Source organism: Paenibacillus sp. FSL H8-0282 (assembly GCF_037963825.1).
Taxonomy (GTDB): domain Bacteria; phylum Bacillota; class Bacilli; order Paenibacillales; family Paenibacillaceae; genus Paenibacillus_AQ; species Paenibacillus_AQ odorifer.
The window spans coordinates 6,575,790-6,596,314 of the sequence record NZ_CP150146.1 but is presented as its reverse complement, the minus strand read 5'-3'; the positions used below and the strand labels follow the sequence as shown (position 1 = coordinate 6,596,314).

At 45.3% G+C, this 20,525-nt stretch carries 17 protein-coding genes; all 17 read left to right on the top strand.

Annotation, left to right across the window (positions count from 1 at the left end; all coding sequences use genetic code 11):
- Positions 1–185 precede the first annotated feature (185 nt).
- The 17 genes from NST94_RS28650 (at position 186) to NST94_RS28570 (ending at position 20,525) form a co-directional block, all read left to right on the top strand.
- Positions 186–1,484, top strand: a complete 1,299-nt coding sequence (locus NST94_RS28650; protein ID WP_076301497.1) for an SLC13 family permease — start codon at positions 186–188, stop codon at positions 1,482–1,484.
- A 33-nt stretch (positions 1,485–1,517) separates the two neighbouring features.
- Positions 1,518–2,669: a glycerate kinase gene (locus tag NST94_RS28645; RefSeq protein ID WP_076132736.1), complete on the top strand. Its 1,152-nt coding sequence runs from the start codon at positions 1,518–1,520 to the stop codon at positions 2,667–2,669.
- A 108-nt stretch (positions 2,670–2,777) separates the two neighbouring features.
- Positions 2,778–3,812: a sugar diacid recognition domain-containing protein gene (locus NST94_RS28640; RefSeq protein ID WP_076301496.1), complete on the top strand. Its 1,035-nt coding sequence runs from the start codon at positions 2,778–2,780 to the stop codon at positions 3,810–3,812.
- Between the two features lie 92 nt (positions 3,813–3,904).
- Complete coding sequence (locus tag NST94_RS28635) at positions 3,905–5,260, top strand: MFS transporter (RefSeq protein ID WP_256720958.1); 1,356 nt, start codon at positions 3,905–3,907, stop codon at positions 5,258–5,260.
- A 79-nt stretch (positions 5,261–5,339) separates the two neighbouring features.
- Positions 5,340–5,546: a hypothetical protein gene (locus NST94_RS28630; RefSeq protein WP_232061479.1), complete on the top strand. Its 207-nt coding sequence runs from the start codon at positions 5,340–5,342 to the stop codon at positions 5,544–5,546.
- 28 nt (positions 5,547–5,574) lie between these two features.
- Positions 5,575–6,264: a hypothetical protein gene (locus NST94_RS28625; RefSeq protein WP_076124098.1), complete on the top strand. Its 690-nt coding sequence runs from the start codon at positions 5,575–5,577 to the stop codon at positions 6,262–6,264.
- Positions 6,261–7,463, top strand: a complete 1,203-nt coding sequence (locus NST94_RS28620; RefSeq protein WP_076181895.1) for a glutathionylspermidine synthase family protein — start codon at positions 6,261–6,263, stop codon at positions 7,461–7,463. The genes NST94_RS28625 and NST94_RS28620 overlap by 4 nt, the downstream gene beginning before the upstream one ends.
- Before the next feature lie 69 nt (positions 7,464–7,532).
- Positions 7,533–8,126, top strand: a complete 594-nt coding sequence (locus NST94_RS28615) for a hypothetical protein (RefSeq protein WP_232061559.1) — start codon at positions 7,533–7,535, stop codon at positions 8,124–8,126.
- Positions 8,123–8,515 (top strand): DUF350 domain-containing protein, encoded by a 393-nt coding sequence (locus NST94_RS28610; RefSeq protein ID WP_038573772.1) that lies wholly within the window; start codon positions 8,123–8,125, stop codon positions 8,513–8,515. The genes NST94_RS28615 and NST94_RS28610 overlap by 4 nt, the downstream gene beginning before the upstream one ends.
- A 117-nt stretch (positions 8,516–8,632) precedes the next feature.
- On the top strand, positions 8,633–9,616 hold the full coding sequence (locus NST94_RS28605) for an ion channel (RefSeq protein ID WP_339281506.1): 984 nt from the start codon (positions 8,633–8,635) through the stop codon (positions 9,614–9,616).
- Positions 9,617–9,753: 137 nt separating this feature from the next.
- On the top strand, positions 9,754–11,799 hold the full coding sequence (locus tag NST94_RS28600; protein ID WP_076301495.1) for a catalase: 2,046 nt from the start codon (positions 9,754–9,756) through the stop codon (positions 11,797–11,799).
- Between the two features lie 170 nt (positions 11,800–11,969).
- Positions 11,970–13,124, top strand: coding sequence for a glycosyl hydrolase family 8 (locus NST94_RS28595; RefSeq protein WP_256720957.1), 1,155 nt, complete (start codon positions 11,970–11,972; stop codon positions 13,122–13,124).
- A 31-nt stretch (positions 13,125–13,155) separates the two neighbouring features.
- On the top strand, positions 13,156–14,709 hold the full coding sequence (locus NST94_RS28590; protein WP_081383189.1) for a hypothetical protein: 1,554 nt from the start codon (positions 13,156–13,158) through the stop codon (positions 14,707–14,709).
- Positions 14,706–16,256: a hypothetical protein gene (locus NST94_RS28585; RefSeq protein WP_076301494.1), complete on the top strand. Its 1,551-nt coding sequence runs from the start codon at positions 14,706–14,708 to the stop codon at positions 16,254–16,256. The genes NST94_RS28590 and NST94_RS28585 overlap by 4 nt, the downstream gene beginning before the upstream one ends.
- Before the next feature lie 28 nt (positions 16,257–16,284).
- On the top strand, positions 16,285–17,535 hold the full coding sequence (locus NST94_RS28580; RefSeq protein WP_036682179.1) for a glycosyltransferase family 2 protein: 1,251 nt from the start codon (positions 16,285–16,287) through the stop codon (positions 17,533–17,535).
- Between the two features lie 52 nt (positions 17,536–17,587).
- Positions 17,588–19,684: a cellulose biosynthesis cyclic di-GMP-binding regulatory protein BcsB gene (locus NST94_RS28575; RefSeq protein WP_081383188.1), complete on the top strand. Its 2,097-nt coding sequence runs from the start codon at positions 17,588–17,590 to the stop codon at positions 19,682–19,684.
- Positions 19,674–20,525 carry a diguanylate cyclase gene (locus NST94_RS28570; RefSeq protein ID WP_036682174.1) on the top strand — a complete coding sequence of 284 codons (852 nt, stop codon included), beginning with the start codon at positions 19,674–19,676 and terminating at the stop codon, positions 20,523–20,525. The genes NST94_RS28575 and NST94_RS28570 overlap by 11 nt, the downstream gene beginning before the upstream one ends.

The window sequence follows — 20,525 nt, the reverse complement described above, 5'->3', positions numbered from 1 at the left end:
AGCTCTGGTGTGCTGAAACCTAAGCTTGGTCTTTTTCTCATGCTCAGAGCTTGTGCATATGCACAAAAAAATAGGTTGTCCCGTCAATATTATTGGGTTTGTAAGCGCAGTATACTCAGTTTAGAAAGCGTTATCAAATTACACACTGTATAGTGTCAAATTCTTATACTAGGGGGCAACTAGAGATGGAAGGCACAGTAATTAACTGGATGGGCGCGATTGCGGGATTGATTCTGGCCGTCGTATTGATTTTCAAAAAGGTTAACCCGGTCTACGCACTTTTTTTAGGCGCGATTGCCGGAGGAATATTAGGCGGGGCATCCATTGCAGAGACAGTACAATATGTCATCGACGGAACGAATAGTGTTATGGGTGCAGTTGTACGTGTTCTCGCAGCTGGTGTGCTGGCCGGGGTATTGATTGAATCAGGGGCAGCCGAACGAATGGCCGAGACCATAGTAGATAAGCTTGGCGAAAAGAAAGCGTTATTATCTATAGCGCTGGCAACTATGATTATTACAGCGGTAGGCGTATTCATCACAGTCGCTATCATTATTGTCGCTCCAATCGCTTTGTCCGTAGGTAAGAAGATCGGCATTTCCAAAACCGCTTTGCTGCTCGCACTGGTCGGTGGCGGTAAAGCCGGTAACATTATTTCACCGAACCCGAACACCATTGCCGTAGCGAAAGGCTTTGATGTAGATTTGGCTCAGGTCATGATTCATGGATTCATCCCAGCCGTTGCGGGTCTGATTGTCACTGTTATTATTGCTAATCTGCTGGTCAACAAAGGTGTGAAAATTGCAGAGGGCGACGTTGTAACTAAAGAGGAAGACAGTACTAAGGTTAAACCTAGCTTTGGCCGTGCCATCGTCGCTCCAGTTGTCGCTATTTTACTTCTAGCCATTAACCCAATCGGAAATATTCTAAATATTGAATTGCTGAAATCATTTAAAGTCGATTCTATGATCATCTTGCCTCTTGCCGGAATTATTGGATTGATTGCTATGAAACAAACGAAGAACATCATTTCTTTTACAACCTCAGGGTTAAATAAAATGACAGGTACAGCCATTATCCTGATTGGTGCTGGTGCTATCGCTGGTATTATCTCGAGATCGGATTTGAGTGCTACTGTTGTAGATGCAATAACGGCTATGGGGATTTCCGGAACGTTCCTTGCGCCAATTGCAGGGATCCTGATGGCGGCTGCTACAGCATCAACCTCTACGGCTTCTATCGTGGCTGCCGGATCATTTGGTCCCGCTATTCTTTCGATGGGCACAGCGCCGCTAAATGCAGCAATTATGGTGCACACCGGGGCTACAGTTATTGACCATCTGCCACACGGTAACTTCTTCCACGTGACCGCTGATTCCGTTAAGATGAACATTAAGGACCGGATGTCACTGATTCCTTATGAAAGTCTCGTGGGTCTGACGATGGCTATCGTCGCCACTATATTATACGGCTTCATCCTATAATTTATATTTGCAACTAGAAGGGACGGATATTCTATGAATAAAGACTTTGTCATCGTATTGGCACCGGATTCTTTCAAGGAAAGCATGACAGCCAAAGAAGCTTGTGAAGCCATGGAAAAAGGCATTCACAAAGTAAATTCTAATATTACTTGTATTCATGTACCCATGGCAGATGGCGGCGAAGGAACGATGCAGTCCTTGGTCGATGCAACGGAAGGTACAGTATATATAACAAAAGTTAAAGGGCCACTGGGCAATGAGGTTAGCGCATCCTACGGAATCACAGGAGACGGGCTGACAGGGGTGCTGGAAATGGCTAGTGCGAGTGGCATTCAGCTGGTATCCCCTGAGACACGTAACCCGTTGATTACAACCACCTACGGGACAGGACAATTAATCAAAGCATGTCTTGATCGTGGGGTCAGCAAGCTGCTGATCGGTATCGGTGGCAGTGCCACCAATGACGGAGGCGCCGGGATGGTGCAGGCATTAGGCGGCAGGCTGCTGGATGCCGAAGGCAATGAGCTGTTGTTTGGTGGTGGTGAGCTCGGCAGATTAGCCCGTATTGATCTGAGTGGATTTGACCCTCGCCTTAAGGATGTACAGGTTGAAGTGGCCTGCGACGTTACGAATCCATTATGTGGTCCGACTGGGGCTTCCAATGTATTTGGTCCGCAAAAAGGGGCTACTTCGGATATGATCAAACAGCTGGACAGCAATCTGCATCATTATGCGAGTGTCATCAAAGAGCAATTGGGTTTCGATATTATAGATATGCCTGGTGCTGGTGCAGCGGGTGGCCTTGGGGCAGGACTGGTGGTGTTCTTAAACGGAATATTAAAAAAAGGCATTGAGCTTGTGATCGACTATACTGGACTTGAAGAAAAAGTGCAGCAGGCGGACATGGTGTGGACCGGGGAAGGAAGCATCGATTTCCAGACCCAATATGGCAAGACTCCGCTTGGCGTTGCTGAGGTAGCTAAGAAATATAATAAACCTGTGCTGGCTTTTGCGGGACGGATCGGCGATCAGACGGAAGTGTTGTATGATAAAGGGATCGATGCTATTTTTGGCATCATGCCAGGTGCAGCTTCATTGGAGGATGCCTTGAATAAAGGCCAAGAGAATCTGGAAAGAACGGCTGAGAATGTGGCTAGGTTAGTCATGCTGAACCAAGGAAGCTGATTGAATTATACAAAGTGATAGAGGGGCTGACTGAACGGAGTCAGCCCCTTTTTCTTTTTTAAGGTAGAAGCTTTCTGAGTAGAATATAAAGGGACAGGAGGTACAGACATGAAGATATCGAAATCACTTGCAGGACAAATAGCACAAGAAATGATGAGCGTAGTTCCTTATAACATTAATGTTATGGATGAGAGCGGCTTTATTGTAGGAAGCGGAGATCTCAAACGGGTCGGAACCTTACATGAGGGAGCGAGAATAGCCATTCAAAGTGGGCATGTCTTTGAAGTGTACGAGGATGGCAGCGGCATGAAGCCGGGGGTGAATGAACCCATTATTATAGATCATAAAGTTTTGGGTGTGGTAGGTATTACGGGACATCCAGATGAGGTTAGGCCGTTTAGTAAGCTGGTCAGAGTCACTACTATATTACTTATTGAGCAGGAAGCAAGGAACAAGCTGGAACAGGATGAGCGAGTAAAACGTGTGAAATTTTATCATGAATTGTCTTATCGTAAAGAAGCATATGATCTTGAGTTTCTGGAACGGGCGGGCAGCTATGGGCTTGATCTTAAGAAAAAATGCTGGGCGATCCTTGTGGAAGGCGATGTGAACGGAAAAGAATTCAAAAATGTATTTAGGTCTTATCCACATTACTGGAATTTGGAGAATGATAAGGCGGTTTTTTTCATAACGGATATTTTTCTTTATAAAGAGCTTATAGGAAAACTAAATTCATGTGCGAATGTGGGGCGAATAGGTTCTGGCGAAGCAGAGGAGTTAGCTGCTTATTCACTTGAACAGGCCCAGGCGGCGATTAGTGTTGGTAGTAGAGTCGACCCGCTCAAGAAACTGTACACTTATGAGGAACTAAAATTCTTAATTCATCTCTCCTATGACGGGGCGGAACGGCCTGGAACGATTTATGCTCTGCTGGATCAGTCGGGCGATAAGACAGGCCTGATTGAAACGCTGCAAGTATTTATTGCTGAGAATGGGGACCATAATCGTACTGTACAGAAGCTGAATATTCACCGAAATACACTGAACTACCGGCTTAATCGCATTCATACATTGACGGGCAAAAATCCACGCAACTACATGGAGTTGTTTGAATTGTTGTGCGGATTGATGTGGCGTAAATAGTCTAAATCCCCCTATTCCAATTGCCATCCTGATTTTATAGGCATAAACTTAGATAAGCTTGTATAGATAAATTAGGACAGGGATGGATAGGAATGAATGAGAAAGTAGTAATGAATGATAAAGTAGTCATGCCATTATGGACCGTGTGCCTTTTTATCGTAGTGATGAACACAACGATGTTTAATGTATCACTTCCAACCATTATTCAGGATCTCCAAATTTCTGCTGATCTAGGTTCATGGGTAATTTCGAGCTATTCGATTGGATATGCTTTATCGACGGTTATTTATAGCCGCTTATCAGACGTGGTGCCGATTCGGAGACTTTTGACCGTTGGCTTAATTACTCTTGGGTTGGCCTCAGTGTTTGGATTATTTGCGCATGACTTTAATACATTATTGATAACGAGAATAGTACAATCTGCTGGCGCGGGTGCGATGGCTGGATTGGGTCTCGTACTGGCTAGCCGTTATGTGCCTATTGAAAGACGTGGTGCGGCTATCGCCATGATCTCCGCAGGGAGTGCAATGGCCTTTGGTTTGGGCCCGATTTTTGGTGGTGTCATCAGTCAGTATTTTGGCTGGAACGGGTTATTCGGAATTACTTGCCTTGTGCTTGTTGTATTGCCAGTACTACTGCGGTTATTACCTAAGGAACAGCCGCAGCCTGCAAGCTTTGACGTTATTGGGGCGGCGCTGACCGTTGTAAATGCAGCAAGTCTGCTGGTAGCCGTAACCACCCAATCTCTGGTATGGTTGGCAGTGGGCGTAGTGTCTATTATCGTGCACGCTTGGTATTTGAAGAAGGCGAAGGAATCCTTTATTAACCCGCAGCTGCTAAAAATGCCGGGATACTTGAAGCTAGTTACCATAGGCTTTTGTATTCTGGTGCTGAACTTGGGGAATTTGTTCCTGATGCCGCTTGTGCTCGCTAATCTGTTTGGTAAATCCGCGTTGATGATTGGTTTGTTTATCGCACCAGGTGCGTTATTATCCGCATTTCTTACCCGTTTTGTTGGACGTTTTATTGACCGGTATGGCAACTTGCGCTTCTTAATCATAGGGCATTGTATTCTTGCCGCTGTTATGGCTGCATTTGCGCTGAACCTTTCTGTATCTCCTGTAGTTCTTCTGCTTGGTTATCTTTGCTTCTCTCCGGCCTTCTCGGCGACAATGGCATCCTTAAATAATGAAGCTTCTCGGGTTCTTCCGCGAACTTGGATTGGTTCAGGTATGGGGCTTTTACAACTGATTCAGTTCTTTGGAGGTTCTGTATCTGTTGCGGTCTGTGGGCTGTTGCTGCATGCTCAGCGTGATCTTGCGCCGGCAAAAGCCTATGAGCATGTATACGGACTGTTGCTTCTTGTCAGCTTGTGTTCGTTAGGAGTTCTCCTTTTATATAGACGTTCTTATTCCAAAAGTAATACTGGGCAATCTATACAAGCTTAGAACTGAAACGAAAAGGTGATAAAAACGTATCAGATGCTATAGCAGATATAAGGAAGGAATGGTAATAATGGATAACGGGATGAGTGTAGTTTTAATCGAAAAAATGCCAGAAGGTGATCTACGAGTGATTGAAGAGCGTACGTGGAGCATGAATATGATAACTGCACTTGAACATGTCAATTATATAGTGGTGGGCAGTAAGGAATATGAGGCGGTTGAAGGACGACTGAATGTGGATGAAGGCAAGCTGGAGCTTTTGCTTGTTCCGATGCACACTGAGGGATAGAAGATCATCAGGGAAGGAGAACCTTACGATGGCTAAAGAAGAAAGGGATAAGGAATTGCCTGCATCAAAATTATTTACCGCAGATGGCAAACCCATCCGTGTATTATCAACATCGCTAGGCATAGCCTTATTAGCGAATGCTATGTTTATTCCTGGCGGAGCGGGAGCTAGCGCGAATACTTCTGCGGGCGAACCACAGCTAGTCTCTTGGTCTAATGAAGAGGTTAAAGCTTATTTTGATAAAAATGTGGATTGGAATATTCCCTACCCCGAAGAAGGTACGAAAGAGGTAGAGGAGCAAGGCCAAGGCGTAGTAACTTCAAACGGAACAACGGTAGTGAATAACTATGGCGGTTATCATTCAGGTTTTGGCTGGACGGATTTGCTTCTGTATCACATGTTGTTTAACAGCGGTGCCAATTACTCCTCCAGAGGATGGGCTAAGGACCGTCCTACCTATTATGGAGGCACGAGAACCACTTATAAACCACCTACTTATAGCAGCGAAAAGTTCCAGAATAAAAAGGTGCCCGGTTCTGTAGTGAAACCTAAAACCTCAACCTCATCCACGGGTTCCATCACGAGAAGAGGTTCCTCTTCAAAGAACGGAATCGGTGGCACTTCCAGTGGCTTAAACTCTTCGAAGAACTCTAAATCAAGCTCAGGCTCGAAATCTTCATCGAGATCTGGTTCCAGTAAGAGTGGTTTCGGCGGATGAGTGATCAGCAGAGCGTGTTTGAGATTCTAGATTTGTCTGATCTGGAGCGGGGCCCACGGGTACAAGCGCTGCATGAGCTTGGGTTCACTTGGGCAGATCTAGAGGAAGAAGAGTACTGGATGGATGCAATAGCTGTGATGCGCAGCGACATTTATAAAGAGCTTGAGGAAGCCTCCGCAAAGCTGTGGGCTATCCTCGATAAAGCGGTTCGGTATATACATCTAAAACGCGATTTGTATGAGCTGCTGGGCATTCCTCCTGTTCTTTGGGAGATGCTTGACGGGTTTCCTATTCCAGAAGAAGGTCTAATCAGTCGGTATGCAAGGTTCGATTTTGCGATAGCTAATGATGGAACCATCAAGCTTCTGGAACTGAATGCCGATACACCTACAGGTTATGTGGAGGCTTCCATAGCAACACCTTGGATCTGTGAACAGGCGGGTGTGACTAGTCCAAATCATGCGATGAAGGAACAACTTGCCGCAGCCTGGCAGATAGAACGACCAGATACCGCAGCTTGTGTTGCTTATGGCTCTCATCTTGAAGATTCGGGTACGATTGAAGCCTTGGCCAGACATAGCGGGCTTACTATTCAGTGTGTGGACTGTCTCGATCTGTGGGTCGATGAGGGCATTCTGAAGGACGGGGAGGACCGGGTGATAAAGCGGATGTTCGCCCTATATCCTAAAGAGTGGATGGCCGTCGATGAGGGTGGAGATGCACTTGCCTATGCTGTTGAACAGGGAAATCTTCAGCTTTTTAATGGACCACACAGTATCCTGTTGCAGTCTAAGGGATTGATTGCAGCTGTGTGGGGAATGTATGAGCTTGGCTTATTATTTGACAATGAAGAGCGTGAGGCGATCTCACGTTATATTTTGCCTACTTATAATAAGCCTGTGTTCTCTGGCAGCTTTGTGTCCAAATCTGTATTTGGCCGCGAAGGCGGTTCTGTACGTCTCTTTGACGATAGTGGAACTCTAGAAATTGAGGACGAAGAGGGTTATGATAGCAGTCAGCTTTTTCCCTCTGTATATCAAAAAAGAGCTGAACTAGCCCGAATACACACCGCCGAAGGTGAATTCCACCTACTGACAGGCATGTTCGTCATTAATGGGAAGCCGTGTGGGCTGCTCGGCCGGGCTGGCGGACTGATTACGGGCAATGCCAGTCATTTTATCGCGTTGGGAGTGAGATAGTTGGATAAAAGTAAGGCTATAAACAAGTCGTCTACTAGATTAGTAAAGGCCCGGATCGGGGCTTTATGTATGATGCTTCTAACGGTATTGCTGCTTAGTGCATGTTCCAGTAATCAGGGGAGTGTGTTTGATTCAGGCACTGCCGAAACTTCTGACAGTGTTGCACGGGTACCTTGGGATTACCGGGTTGTGGAGAGTACTGTAGGTGATCTAATTGGTAGCGATATGACGGTGTTGCCGGATAATGAGCTGCTGCCGAATGATGAGAATTATGCTACTGGCGATAAAATATGGACACTGCAGTTCATGGACGCTGAGCTGATCACAGATGCCGACCAACGCAATGAAGTCCGCCTCTCTTCCTGGACGACCATTAAATCGTATCCCGATGAAAAAACAGCAGTCGAGGATCTTACCAACCTTAAGGTATCGGTAACTACAGATGTTGATCTTGTAGGAGTATACAAGACAAAATATAATGAGAAGACAAGAAACTTTGCCGTCCTTGAGCTGCCTTCCGGCAACCGGATCAAGCAGCCGATAGACGATGAGCGTTATGCAGCATTAGAGAAAGAAAAGACCGCTTCCGTAGTCCTTGAGGAAGTACATGATTTCGCCGATTATGACTCGGCATATGCGAAATTTCGGGGGTGGGCAAAGTGACGATTGTTGTTAATTTAATAGTCAGTATATTTGTGATTATTCTTCTGCAATTGTTGGGTATGGTTATCTTTGGCTTGATGACCCCGTTCAAGGATATGGAAGAGCTGAAAAAAGGAAATGTGGCTGTAGCTCTAGCGCTTGGCGGCAAATTTCTCGCTACAGCAATTATCATTGGAGTAGCGGCGTATACGAATACCTCTATTCTGCATATGATCATTTGGTTTGCTGTCGGTTATGTATGCCTCATCGCTGCTTACTGGATTTTTGAATTGGCGACCCCAAGCTTTAAAATTTCAGAACATCTGGAAAAAGGCAATGTGGCAGTAGGCACTATGCTCTGCTTGGTGTTTATCGGCACAGCATTTGCAGTCAGCAGTTTGATTGTTTAGTTCAAAAATCGCAGATGGACATGGATAAGGCTGCCCTCAGTAATAACCTCGAGAGGCAGCTTTATTAATGTGAGGAAGGGATGGCAGATGCATTTTTTTCTGAGAATATCCACCAGGATGATGCGTTTACGCAAACGGTCGATCGGTCTGATTATTTTGATCTTTATAATTCTTAGCGCATCGATAGCTTACCTGCTTGAACCGAGTACATTCCACAACTGGTTTAATGCCTTCTATTGGGTCATGACAACGATGGCCACCGTTGGGTATGGGGATTATTTTGCCGAGACGGTAGTTGGTAAGCTATTCACCATGTTTCTATATATTTTTGGGATTGGTCTTCTCAGCTTGGTTATTGGCAAGGTTATTGACTCTATTGCAGAGGTGCAGAGAAGGAGAGGAGCAGGAACATTGAGCTTCCGGGGAAAGGATCATGTGATATTAATCAATTGGAGTAAGAAAGCGCAAGCTGCGGTAGATGAGGTGTTATGTTATTCACCTAAATGTCATATCGTCATCATTGATGAGATAGGACGGCATCCGCTGGAGCATATGGAACAGGTCCACTTTGTAAGCGGTGATGCTTCCAGCGATGAGATTCTCCTTAAAGCTAACATACACGAAGCTAGGGCAGCTATTGTGTTCGGAGACACACGGATTGATGAAGCATCGCTAATTGACGGGAAATCTCTGCTTATCGCCTCCAGCATTGAGCGCATAGCGCCACAAGTACATACTACCGTAGAAATTATGCAGGAGAAGAATATACAGAATTTCAGGCATGTTCAGGTCAATGAATTCGTTCTGTCGCATGATGCCATTTCTAGATTGGCAGTCCGATCCGCTCTGCAAGAGGGGAATTCAGAGGTGATTACGCAGCTGCTGAGCCGCCAGTATGGGGATGATATTTATGAGATTCCAGTGAATAGTGCATGGAAGACCTATGGGCAGGCGTTTCAGGAATTGCTCCTTCAAGGTGCAACTTTACTCTCGGATCGTAGTGACCTTAGCATCAATCGCAAGCTGGACCAGCCTATTCCTAAAGAGGCTAGATTATATATTGTTTCGGATGAAGAGACGTATCGGAGAATTAAAGGTTAGGTCAGTGATAAGCGAGTAAAGCGGATTTTCGGGAGAATGGCTTCTCGGAATTCCGCTTCTTTTTGTTTGCCGTTCCTTCCTTAAGGGTAAGAGATGAATATTATCGTTACTCTACCTTTCGGAAGGAGCCATTGTTAATGAGTGAACAGCAAAAAGTGAACGGAAATAGCAAAAATGAGCAACTGGAACAGTTTCGCAGTAAGGACGAAGGTCACGCTTTAACAACCAATCAGGGATTGAAAGTGTCCGAGGATGAGTTCTCCCTAAAAGCCGGTGACCGGGGGCCAACCTTGCTGGAGGATTTTCATTTTCGGGAAAAAATGACCCATTTCGATCACGAGCGGATTCCTGAGCGGATCGTGCATGCACGCGGATTTGCCGCCCACGGGGAGTTTGAAGTATATAAATCGTTGAAAGAATATACGAAGGCGAAATTCCTTCAAGATCCGTCCGTGAAGACCCCGGTGTTTGTCAGGTTCTCAACGGTAGCAGGATCACGGGGTTCGGCCGAAACTGTGCGGGATGCCCGGGGCTTCTCGACCAAATTTTATACCGAAGAAGGCAATTATGATTTGGTAGGCAATAATATGCCGGTCTTTTTTATACAGGATGCGATTAAGTTCCCTGATTTAGTGCATGCGCTTAAGCCGGAGCCGCATAATGAAATGCCTCAGGCAGCATCAGCCCATGATACCTTCTGGGATTTCATCGCCAATAATCAGGAATCGGCCCATATGGCGATGTGGCTGATGTCTGACCGCGCCATTCCGCGAAGCTTCCGGATGATGGAAGGGTTTGGAGTTCACACCTTCCGTCTGATCAATGAACAGGGGAAAGCGCATTTTGTTAAATTCCATTGGAAACCAGTACTTGGTGTACATTCTTTGGTGTGGGACGAAGCACAGAAAATATCTGGAGCGGACCCTGACTTTCACCGCCGTGATCTATGGGAATCGATTGAAGCCGGCAACTTTCCGGAATACGAGCTGGGCATTCAGCTTCTTAGTGAAGAAGACGAATTCAAGTTTGATTTCGATGTGCTGGACCCTACAAAGCTATGGCCAGAGGAAGACGTGCCCGTGCAGATCGTTGGGAAAATGACCTTGAACCGCAACGTGGATAATGTTTTTGCCGAAACGGAGCAGGTGGCTTTCCACCCTGGACATGTAGTGCCAGGGATTGATTTCACCAATGACCCGCTACTTCAGGGCAGATTGTTCTCTTATACGGATACCCAGCTGATTCGGCTTGGGGGTCCTAACTTTCATGAACTGCCGATTAATAGACCGGTGTGTCCTTTCCACAACAACCAGCGTGACGGATATGGGCGGCAGACGATTAATCAGGGCACTGTGAGTTATCATAATAATTCTCTGGCCCAAAATACGCCGAGACCTGTCCCAGAGGCAGAAGGCGGTTATGTGCATTATCAAGAAAAGGTTGAGGGCCGTAAGGTACGGAGCCGGAGTAAAAGCTTTGAGGATCATTTTTCACAAGCCAAGTTATTCTGGAATAGTATGAGCCCTCCGGAACAATTGCATATTATCGAAGCTTATTCTTTTGAGCTTGGAAAGGTTAAGAGTAAGTCGGTCCGACAGCAGGTCGTAAATATGCTTGCTAACATTACCTCCGAGCTTGCTGTACCTGTGGCAGAAGCCATTGGAGTAGCGGCTCCAGAAGTTGGCGGTTCCGAGGTTACTCAAGCTTCCCCTGCCTTAAGTCAGGCTAATACGAAAAAACATCCCAACACGCGGAAAGTAGGCGTGATTATCGGAGATGGTTTTGATGAAGCTGCGGTAATGCCTGTGTTGGAAACGCTTATGGGAGCTGGGATACAACCGGAGCTAATCAGTGATAAGCTTGGATTTATTAAAGGCTCAAGCGGCACAGAGCTTGAAGTCATCCATACCTTGTCCACTACAGATTCGGTGCTCTTCGATGCGATTTATGCGGCGGGTGGAAATGCGGAACGCAAGAAATTCCATAAAGATGCAGCGTTATTCCTCAACCAAGCCTATGCACATTTTAAACCTATCGCGATGACGACAATACTTGCTGAGCTGCTTGCAACAGATGAACATAGAAGCAGTCCGGGAGTCATAATAGGCGATGGTGGGGAAGTTTTTGCGGCTAGCTTCGTTGCGGCCATTACTGCCCATCGTTTTTGGGAACGTATGGAATAAAGTAAGTAAATTACAGAAAAAGGAGGATCTGCTCGTCAGAAGGCGTGTGGATGCCTCTTTTTTTTCATCTAATGGTTTCATAAATTTAACATTTGGATTAAGGATGTGATGTATATTACCGTTATAGATAATACTAGGCAATATAAGCAGATGCTTAGAGAGGTGATTTTTTGAGGAAAGAGATAGCTGTTGCTATAGTGGTACTTACAGGTTTTACAGCATTAACAGCATGCGAGCAAACAGCAATGCCGGCATCAACACCCTCGCCCTCCGCGAATGTTCATACAACAGAGCCACCGAATCCTACGGGTTCGGCTAATAATGATATGGGGGACCCTTCACAGGAATTGGATGCTTTAGAGCAATTTATTGTTACGAAGCTTACCGGCTCGTCCGGTGTTTATACGAATTTAATTGAAACAGAGCAATCCGGGGAAGCAGCAAGCGGCCATGAGATTCTAAGTGAGTCTGCCTCTCTGAGGATGCTGGCAGCCGTACGGAGTGGTGAGAAAGAGCGATTTGCAGAAGAATGGGCGCTGGCTAAGCAAACCTTTGATATGAAGGGTGGTTTTAGCTACCGGTATAGCCCTAAACAGCAGAAATTATATCCTGTGAATGCTGCAGTTGATGACTTACGTATCATTCGTGCGCTTTATGAAGCGGGGGATACGTTTAGAGATAAACAATATACAGAAGAAGCGGCTAAGTATGGTGAGAGGTTTTATAACTATAATGTAAAAAATGGATATATGTATGACTTCTATGATGAAAATTACAAAAAAACCAACACATTCGTTACTTTATGTTATATTGATTTAGGTACAATGCGAAAATTGTCGGTTTCTGGAGAATCTCGTGACTTTTTGTTGAATAATATGAGCGTTATTCTGAAAGATGGATATTTATCAGATGAGTTTCCCTTCTATGAAACAAGGTTTAATTATGAGAGTGGAACCTATAGTTCGGAGAATATCAATACAGTAGAATCGCTACTGTCTATTCTGGCTTTGGCAGAGGTAGACCAGCAGAAATCCTCCAGCATTAATTTTATCAAGCAGCAGGTCGAGGCTGGCACATTATATGGACAATATTCGCGTGAGGGAAAGCCGCTTAACGATATTCGCTCAACAGCCATTTACGCCATTACGGCTATGATTGGTGCCGAGATCGGAGACGATGCACTCTATCGCAAAAGCATTGAAAGAATGAACGAGTTCAGAATAACCGATGCCGGCAGCTCACTGTATGGAGGCTTCGGCGATGTAGCTAGTGGCCAAGCCTATTCCTTTGACAATCTGATGGCATCATTGGCCTATGTCTATTAATTTAAACCTATAGTAACGAAGGTGAATCTGCATGATAAACAACATGGTGAAATCACCTCTGAGGCAGGGGATGACACTCGCTAACCTACCGTTGCCATTGTCCCCGGCTTTTATCACTGCTTTTGGAGTGTTGCTTATAACCATCATCGCCTTATTTACCGCCCCGTATGTCGGAATGGCGGATAATGGTGATTTTTTTCGCAGCATCTATAGTAACGGAATTTATTTCAATCTGCCGGATTATGACGAGCAATACTTTGGTTATTTTGTAAAGCAATATGGAATCTTTCAGTATTTTAATGAGAATGGCGCGACATTATTTTCTTCACAGTCCCTATTTATCCAGCTGTCCATTGGACTTAATAAGCTGTTTTTTAGCAGCGAGGTTTTCGATATCCGGTTTCAAGCAGTCATTTACACGATTTTATATGCTGCGGCGATCTACTTATTAATAGAGGCTATTACATGGGGGATGACCCGCAAGCAGGGATGGCTCACTGCAGGTATTGCTATTTTTATATTTGGAGATACCGGGTATACCGCTTATTTCAACTCCTTTTACGGCGAGAGCGTCGTGATGATCACGATGATTACTATGTTCGCAGCTTGGTTGTTGTTATATCAAAAAAGATACAATGACTATGTGCTGCTGGCCCTGTTCTTGATCAGTACGATCATCCTGACTACTTCCAAACAGCAAAATGCGCCAGTGGGTATAATCATTGCGGTTCTGGGGTGTTCAATCCTTTGGATTCGCAGGGATAAGATCTTTCGTATTCTGACCCTGGTTTCCCTTGCCTTGATCCTGTTCGCAGGTGTGTTCACTTATTTGAATATCTCGGATGAGTTCGTGAATATTAACCAGTTCCATGCCATGACCCGAGGGGTGCTGAAGGATTCCACCGATCCGGAGAAGGCACTGAAGTCATTCGATATTGATGAACAATATGCCATCTTGAAGAATAGCATTTATTACGAGAAGTACGGAACTATTGATGTGAATTCACCAATCCTCCAAGAGAACTTTTACAGTCGTTACGGATTTGTTTCGATCCTTAAATACTATATATCGAATCCGGATCAGCTTAACTCGATTCTTAATGTTGCTGCTCAAAGTGCATTCTCGATTAAACCAGCGGCGATGGGCAATTATGAGCAATCCGTTGGGAAGGAATTTCGAGCACAAAGTCACTTTTTTACTGGATATAGTCAGCTGAAAAAGGCTTTGGCACCACGAACGATAGGTTTTATCTTCCTTTGGACAGTGCTTGTCATTGGTCTGTATATGCCTTCCCTCGTAACAGCCATCAAGGCACGCAATTTTAGAGGATTGCAGCGGATGGTATTGATTGTCGCTACGATAGGCATTGGTCTTTCAGGCATTTTTGTATCGATTATTGGTGCGGGTGATGCCGACATTTCCAAGCATGAATTCTTGTTCACTTTATCTTTTGATTTGGTGACCTTTCTGACAGTATCTAGTGTGATCGGACGCAGATTCTCGAAAAATCGCAAAAAGCCGGTTAACGAAAGTCCCACCACTTCTAGTCCATATACAAAGCCTCAAAAGGATGTGAGTGTTTGAAGCGCAGAGGGATCTTATACTGTATATTGCTGCTGACCCTGAGCTTAACCATCCTATTGCTTCCCGCCACTCCTGTTCAATCTGCTGCATCACCACAACAAGTCTTACTGCTCTATGACAGTCTTGCCAAGGGGACCGCTAAGGATGGAAATGTGACTGAACTTCAACGTCTGCTGGCGGCTTACTCGACAAGGGTTACACTTCGAAGCCTAGATCAATACGAGCAGGGGATGCTGAAAAATTACTCCAGAGTGATCATGGTCCGTAACGAAGCGGATATTTCGATCACGAATAAATCCTATATAGAGGATTGGGAGCATTATCAGGGGCAGTATTTGCATATCGGGTACAACCCACCCGCTAGTCTAACGAAGGCGTTACAGCTAACCACTGATGTGATTTATGACGGGAGTGCTGAGCTCGAAATTGGACAGTTCTCCGGAATTCAAGCTAAGGTGCAGGATATGCCTTATATTGTAGCGAGTCAGGCGGTCAAATCCTTTGGGAAACTCTCTTTTGCGGAGGAGGGTCTGCAAGCACCGTACGCTGTGAGTAAGGGGAATGATACATATGCCCCATATTTTGAACAAGGGAATGTCAGTACGCTGGGGATGGCCTATGTTCTGAAGGATTGGCTCCATATCACTGCTGCTCCTAAAATGTACCTTGCGATCAAAGAAATCTATCCTTTCTCCGATCTGCGACTGCTGGCAGAGACGGGTGAGCGGCTGTATCAACTGGGGATTCCGTTTCTTGCAAGTGTGCGGCCTGTGTTCAGCAATACCGATTATCCGGCCATGCAGCGTTATTTAGTGGCCATGAAAAGTGTACAATCCAGCAATGGAAGCATTCTGGTCAATGCCCCAGTGGTGATGCCAACGATAAGCTCCAGTGACCATACGCTTAAAGGAAAGATGAATGATTTCATCAATCTGTTGGCCGAAAACGGGCTTGGACCGCTTGGAGTCGGAGCGGAAATGCATTGGTCGTATGACAAAGAGTATTCAGAAGCGGGGATGAGCTTTTTTGATTCCGTGGTGTTATATCCAGATGAACAGATTGATTATATGGAGCAGAGCGACACCTCTAAATCCTTTCCATCCTCTTTATATAGCGTTCCGCTGGAATTTCTTCAGGCTTTGCCTACATCCAATAAAGTGATACCGCAATTGCCGATGGATACTGTAATCACCGTCGACATGCCCGAGGATGAGCGTCAGCTTGAAGAAATGCTGCAAAGTCTGGAACGGAATTGGGTTTCTTTTGCCGATTATAAGCAAGAAGAGCATCAGGTCGTTACTGATCAGAACACAATCTCCTCATTAGATGGAATGATTTCTATTAATGGACAACCTCTAAGCCTGGACTATACACCGGAAACAGTGGATAGCGATTATCGCTACACAGAGGAGCAGCAAAAGAGCTTCACCCGACTTTTTAATATTCAGAATCAATTTTTTATTGTTGTGATCATGATTTCTCTGCTGCTGTTTGGCGGATTGTTGATGATCGGATACCGGTTATATCGCAGAAAGTTTTTGAAATGAGACAACTAATCGTGATTTGGAGGACCCTATGACGATTTCAGACGTGCTGATGGTGATTGCGGTGATCTGTATTTGGTCTCTGCTGCTGGTGAATGTGACCCTCATTATCGCGGGCTATCTATATTACATTAAATCCGAAAATGAGGACATACCAGAGATAGAGGGCGAATATCCTTTTGTTTCAATTATGGTTCCCGCTCACAATGAGGGGGTAGTGATTTGTAAGACGGTTGAATCTCTGCTGGCGCTGGATTATCCGCAAGATCGGTATGAGATTATTGTGATTAATGATAACTCCTCTGATAACAGTGCTGAGCTGCTTGCGGGCATACAATCCCGAAATCCGGGGCGTCAGCTGGTAGTCATTAATACGGATGCAGTTACAGGAGGCAAAGGTAAATCCAATGCCTTGAATATAGGCTTTACCAGCTGTAAAGGGGAGCTAATCGCTATTTATGATGCCGACAATACTCCTGAGAAAACAGCTTTGCGTTATCTGGTTGCTGAGATCATGCATGATTCCAGCCTCGGTGCGGTGATTGGGAAGTTCCGGACCCGTAATCGTGATGCAAGTTTACTGACCCGGTTCATTAATATTGAGACCTTATCCTTTCAATGGATGGCTCAAGCGGGGCGCTGGAAGCTGTTCAAGCTTTGCACTATTCCGGGAACCAATTTCATTATGCGCAGGTCAATTGTGGAAAGCATCGGTGGTTGGGATGTCAAAGCGATAGCCGAGGATACAGAAATCAGCTTCCGGATTTATATGATGGGTTACCAAATCAAGTTCCAGCCGAAATCCGTCACGTGGGAGCAGGAACCACAGACCCTGAAGGTCTGGTTCAAGCAGCGAACCCGCTGGGCGAAGGGCAATATTTATGTCATTGTCAAAAATATTCCGCTGCTGTTCAATAAATCGGCCGCAAAGGTCCGGTTCGATATTCTTTATTTTCTATCCATTTACTTCTTGCTGCTGCTGTCGTTAATCACCTCGGATGTGCTGCTGATCCTGCATGCTTTGGGTTATGTGCATACTACTATTGCAGGTCTTAGTAATTTCTTATGGCTGCTCGCTATTATTCTTTTCGTTGTGGGGACCTTCATCACGCTAACGACAGAAAAGGGCGAGATGAGCTTGTCCAATCTAGGGATTGTAATGTTGATGTATGTGTCTTATTGCCAGCTGTGGATGGTTGTCGCGGCTAACGGATTATATCTATATCTGAAAGACCTCATCTTCAAAAGAGAAGCCAAATGGTATAAGACGGAGCGCTACTAACGAGGCACCAAAAAGTCATATGAGAAAAATGTAATCACAGGAGAAACAGAACATGAAGATAAAAAAACAGCTGGTTATACTGTTAACCTGCCTCTCCCTTTTGTTAATTCCAATCCATCCTGCTGCCGCAGAGACGTTGCCGCAGGAACATAAGTCCACTTACACAACCTCATTTACGGGAACGGACTCGTCCTTAACAGGTTCGAGTGCCCAGCAGCAATATTTTGAGGTTCTGGATTATTGGAATGTGGATCAAGTAAAGATCAAACTGCATTTTCAAATTTCACAAATTACCGAAGAGCAGATTTCTAGTGTTACCTTAACGCTAAACGGCAGCCCGTTCTATACGTTTCGTCCGTCACTACAAGACAACGGCGAACAGCTGTTGACCCTTGCGGCGCCCAAGGGGTTTCTGAAAAAAGGGACGAATACGCTGGGCATTCAGGGCTATTTGAAGACAGATCGTCAAGATGACCTCTTTTGTTCGGTCGATGAAACGTCGGATAATTGGCTCCATCTGTTCAATACGTCCAGTGTTAACGTGATTTATACCGCAAAGCCCTTGAGTGGAGGGATCAGTGACTTCAGCGAGCGATTCGCCGGGATAGATACCTTAACGAAGAATCAGAGTATTCTGACTGTACCGGACAAAAGCACAGCGGCAGAGATGGAAGCAGCCACTTATGCTCTCTCCGGGTTTGTTAAGGGGATTACGTTAAATGATAAGACTATTCCCCTACTTCCCTACCGGGCAGACACTGTGCAGAATAAGGCCGCAGTTGTACTGGTAGCTATGTATGACAGAGTACCAAGCGGGCTGAAAGCTCAGCTAAGCTCCACTGAGGATTTGGGTACGCACGCGCTGCTCCAGCTAGTGAATAAGGATACCCAGCCCACCTTGGTTGTAACCTCGAAGGATGAGAACTTGCTGATTAAAGCGGGTCGTTTGATTGCTAATCCAGAGCTGATCGGGCAGATCACTAGTGATCTGAAAACAGTAACGGATGCTACAGAAGTGTCAGCACCTGCGCTTTCGATTAGCTCTAACATCACGTTCACTGAGACAGGTGATAAACTGACCGGGGCACATCATCAGGAGCAGACGTATTTTATTTCATTGCCAGCGAACCGCTCGATTGCCGATTCCGGTAAAATCAGTCTGGATTTCCGTTATGCACAGAATTTGGATTTTACTCGTTCATTGGTTACCGTGAGCATCAACAATACTCCGATTGGCAGTAAGAAGCTGACTAAGGAACTGGCGAATGGCGATATTCTTAATCTCTCGGTGCCTCAAAACTTGAATATCTCCGGAAATTTCTCGGTGACAGTGGCTTTTGATCTGGAGATCGAAGGAGCCAGATGTATTATCGATCGGGACCAAATGCCGTGGGCTTACATCAGTAAAGATTCTGTAATGCGGCTGAATACGAAGGATCGTACGGATCTCTTATTTAATAACTATCCATATCCGTTCATCCGCGATGGGATCTATAATCATGTGGCGGTTGTACTGCCCGAACAAATGGATGATTACGCCTATTTAAGTGTATCGAATATCTTTAATCTGCTTGGTAAATATGCCAGCGGAAATATAGGGAATATCCAGTTCTATACCGATACTGTCAGCGCCGATCATTTGAAAAATAATAATATCATCGCTATTGGTGCTTATAAGAATAATAAGGTGATCCGTGATCAGAATGCTAAGCTTTATTTTCAATATAACGGAGATGGAACCACAATTCGCTCTAATGAGAAAATGAGTATTGAAGAGCAATACGGTGCACGAATCGGAACACTGCAGCTGATTGATTCGCCATTTGAGGCGGGACGTGCATTGCTCGCGGTTACGGGGGTCAGCTCGGAAGAGTATTACTTAGGATCGAAGCTGCTCGCTACAGAGCGGGACAAGTGGAAGGTGTTTGGCGATGGCGCAATCGTTGATAAAGACGGTAATGTCAGCGCACACCGCTTCAAAACAATCACTGGAGCAGCCGAGGACTCTGTGGCCCAGAAAATAATGGAACGGTCGGATGTACTCAGTTTTATCATCGTGATTTTACTGGTACTGACGCTGGTAGTTCTATCGCTGATCCTACTGCTTCGCAAACACATGAAGAAACGTGGTGATAAGCGTGAGACGTAATCGCAGCTTAGTGTCGGACATCGCTCTCTTATCATTCCTGGTGTTATCGTTCCTCTGTATCGTCTTCATTGCCGGGGCACCGGATGATTACCTCCAGAATATTATCATTTTAACGGTGGCTTTTATTCTGGCCATTGTTACGTATTTTACAACGGTCACTGCGGGTCTGGTCTTGAATCTGGTGTTTATCTTTGCTTACGGATTCTACACGATGTACCAGACGATAACGCTAGGGGAAACGATTAGCCTGAATACTTATTTCTGGTTAATTATGACTCCGCTATTAACGGTCGTTCTATGGGTATTCACTTTAAGCAGCCGTGATTTGCAGGTGGAGAATGAGCAGCTACGCAAAAAGACTGCCAATATGGCTATCGTCGATGAAAACACAAATTTGCGGAACAGTATTTCTTTTCAGACGGATGCTACATTATTTACAAGCATTTCGACCCGCTATCAGATTCCGCTCACCCTGCTAGTGGTGAAGGTGAAGTATTGGAAAGAGATCAGACGGATCATTCCTGAAGATCAGCTGGCAGAAGCTATCTATGACGTGTCTCAGCTTAGTCAGGCGAGTATTCGTACCAATGATGCACTCTATCTGCTAGATAAGGATGAAGCAACATGGGGCCTGCTGCTGTTCACGGACAGCGATGGAGCGAAGATTGTGATCGAGCGGATTAAGCTCAAGCTTCAGGAGTTGAATGACAATAATTTCTCCAGAAAATATAAGGTCAGCCTGGGTCTTAAGATTGGGGCGGTCGAATACCAAGCCGGCACGATTGAGAATCCGCTGGATTTCATTGTTCAGGCCAAAAAACAGCTGGAGTACGACGTGTAG

Excerpts from the sequence above, each read along its gene's own strand:
- NST94_RS28625 (WP_076124098.1), top strand. The coding sequence starts at position 5,575 with ATGGCTAAAGAAGAAAGGGATAAGGAATTGCCTGCATCAAAATTATTT.
- NST94_RS28620 (WP_076181895.1), top strand. The coding sequence starts at position 6,261 with ATGAGTGATCAGCAGAGCGTGTTTGAGATTCTAGATTTGTCTGATCTG.
- NST94_RS28590 (WP_081383189.1), top strand. The coding sequence starts at position 13,156 with ATGATAAACAACATGGTGAAATCACCTCTGAGGCAGGGGATGACACTC.
- NST94_RS28580 (WP_036682179.1), top strand. The coding sequence starts at position 16,285 with ATGACGATTTCAGACGTGCTGATGGTGATTGCGGTGATCTGTATTTGG.
- NST94_RS28575 (WP_081383188.1), top strand. The coding sequence starts at position 17,588 with ATGAAGATAAAAAAACAGCTGGTTATACTGTTAACCTGCCTCTCCCTT.
- NST94_RS28645 (WP_076132736.1), top strand. The coding sequence starts at position 1,518 with ATGAATAAAGACTTTGTCATCGTATTGGCACCGGATTCTTTCAAGGAA.
- NST94_RS28600 (WP_076301495.1), top strand. The coding sequence starts at position 9,754 with ATGAGTGAACAGCAAAAAGTGAACGGAAATAGCAAAAATGAGCAACTG.
- NST94_RS28615 (WP_232061559.1), top strand. The coding sequence starts at position 7,533 with ATGATGCTTCTAACGGTATTGCTGCTTAGTGCATGTTCCAGTAATCAG.
- NST94_RS28605 (WP_339281506.1), top strand. The coding sequence starts at position 8,633 with ATGATGCGTTTACGCAAACGGTCGATCGGTCTGATTATTTTGATCTTT.
- NST94_RS28650 (WP_076301497.1), top strand. The coding sequence starts at position 186 with ATGGAAGGCACAGTAATTAACTGGATGGGCGCGATTGCGGGATTGATT.
- NST94_RS28635 (WP_256720958.1), top strand. The coding sequence starts at position 3,905 with ATGAATGAGAAAGTAGTAATGAATGATAAAGTAGTCATGCCATTATGG.
- NST94_RS28640 (WP_076301496.1), top strand. The coding sequence starts at position 2,778 with ATGAAGATATCGAAATCACTTGCAGGACAAATAGCACAAGAAATGATG.
- NST94_RS28630 (WP_232061479.1), top strand. The coding sequence starts at position 5,340 with ATGAGTGTAGTTTTAATCGAAAAAATGCCAGAAGGTGATCTACGAGTG.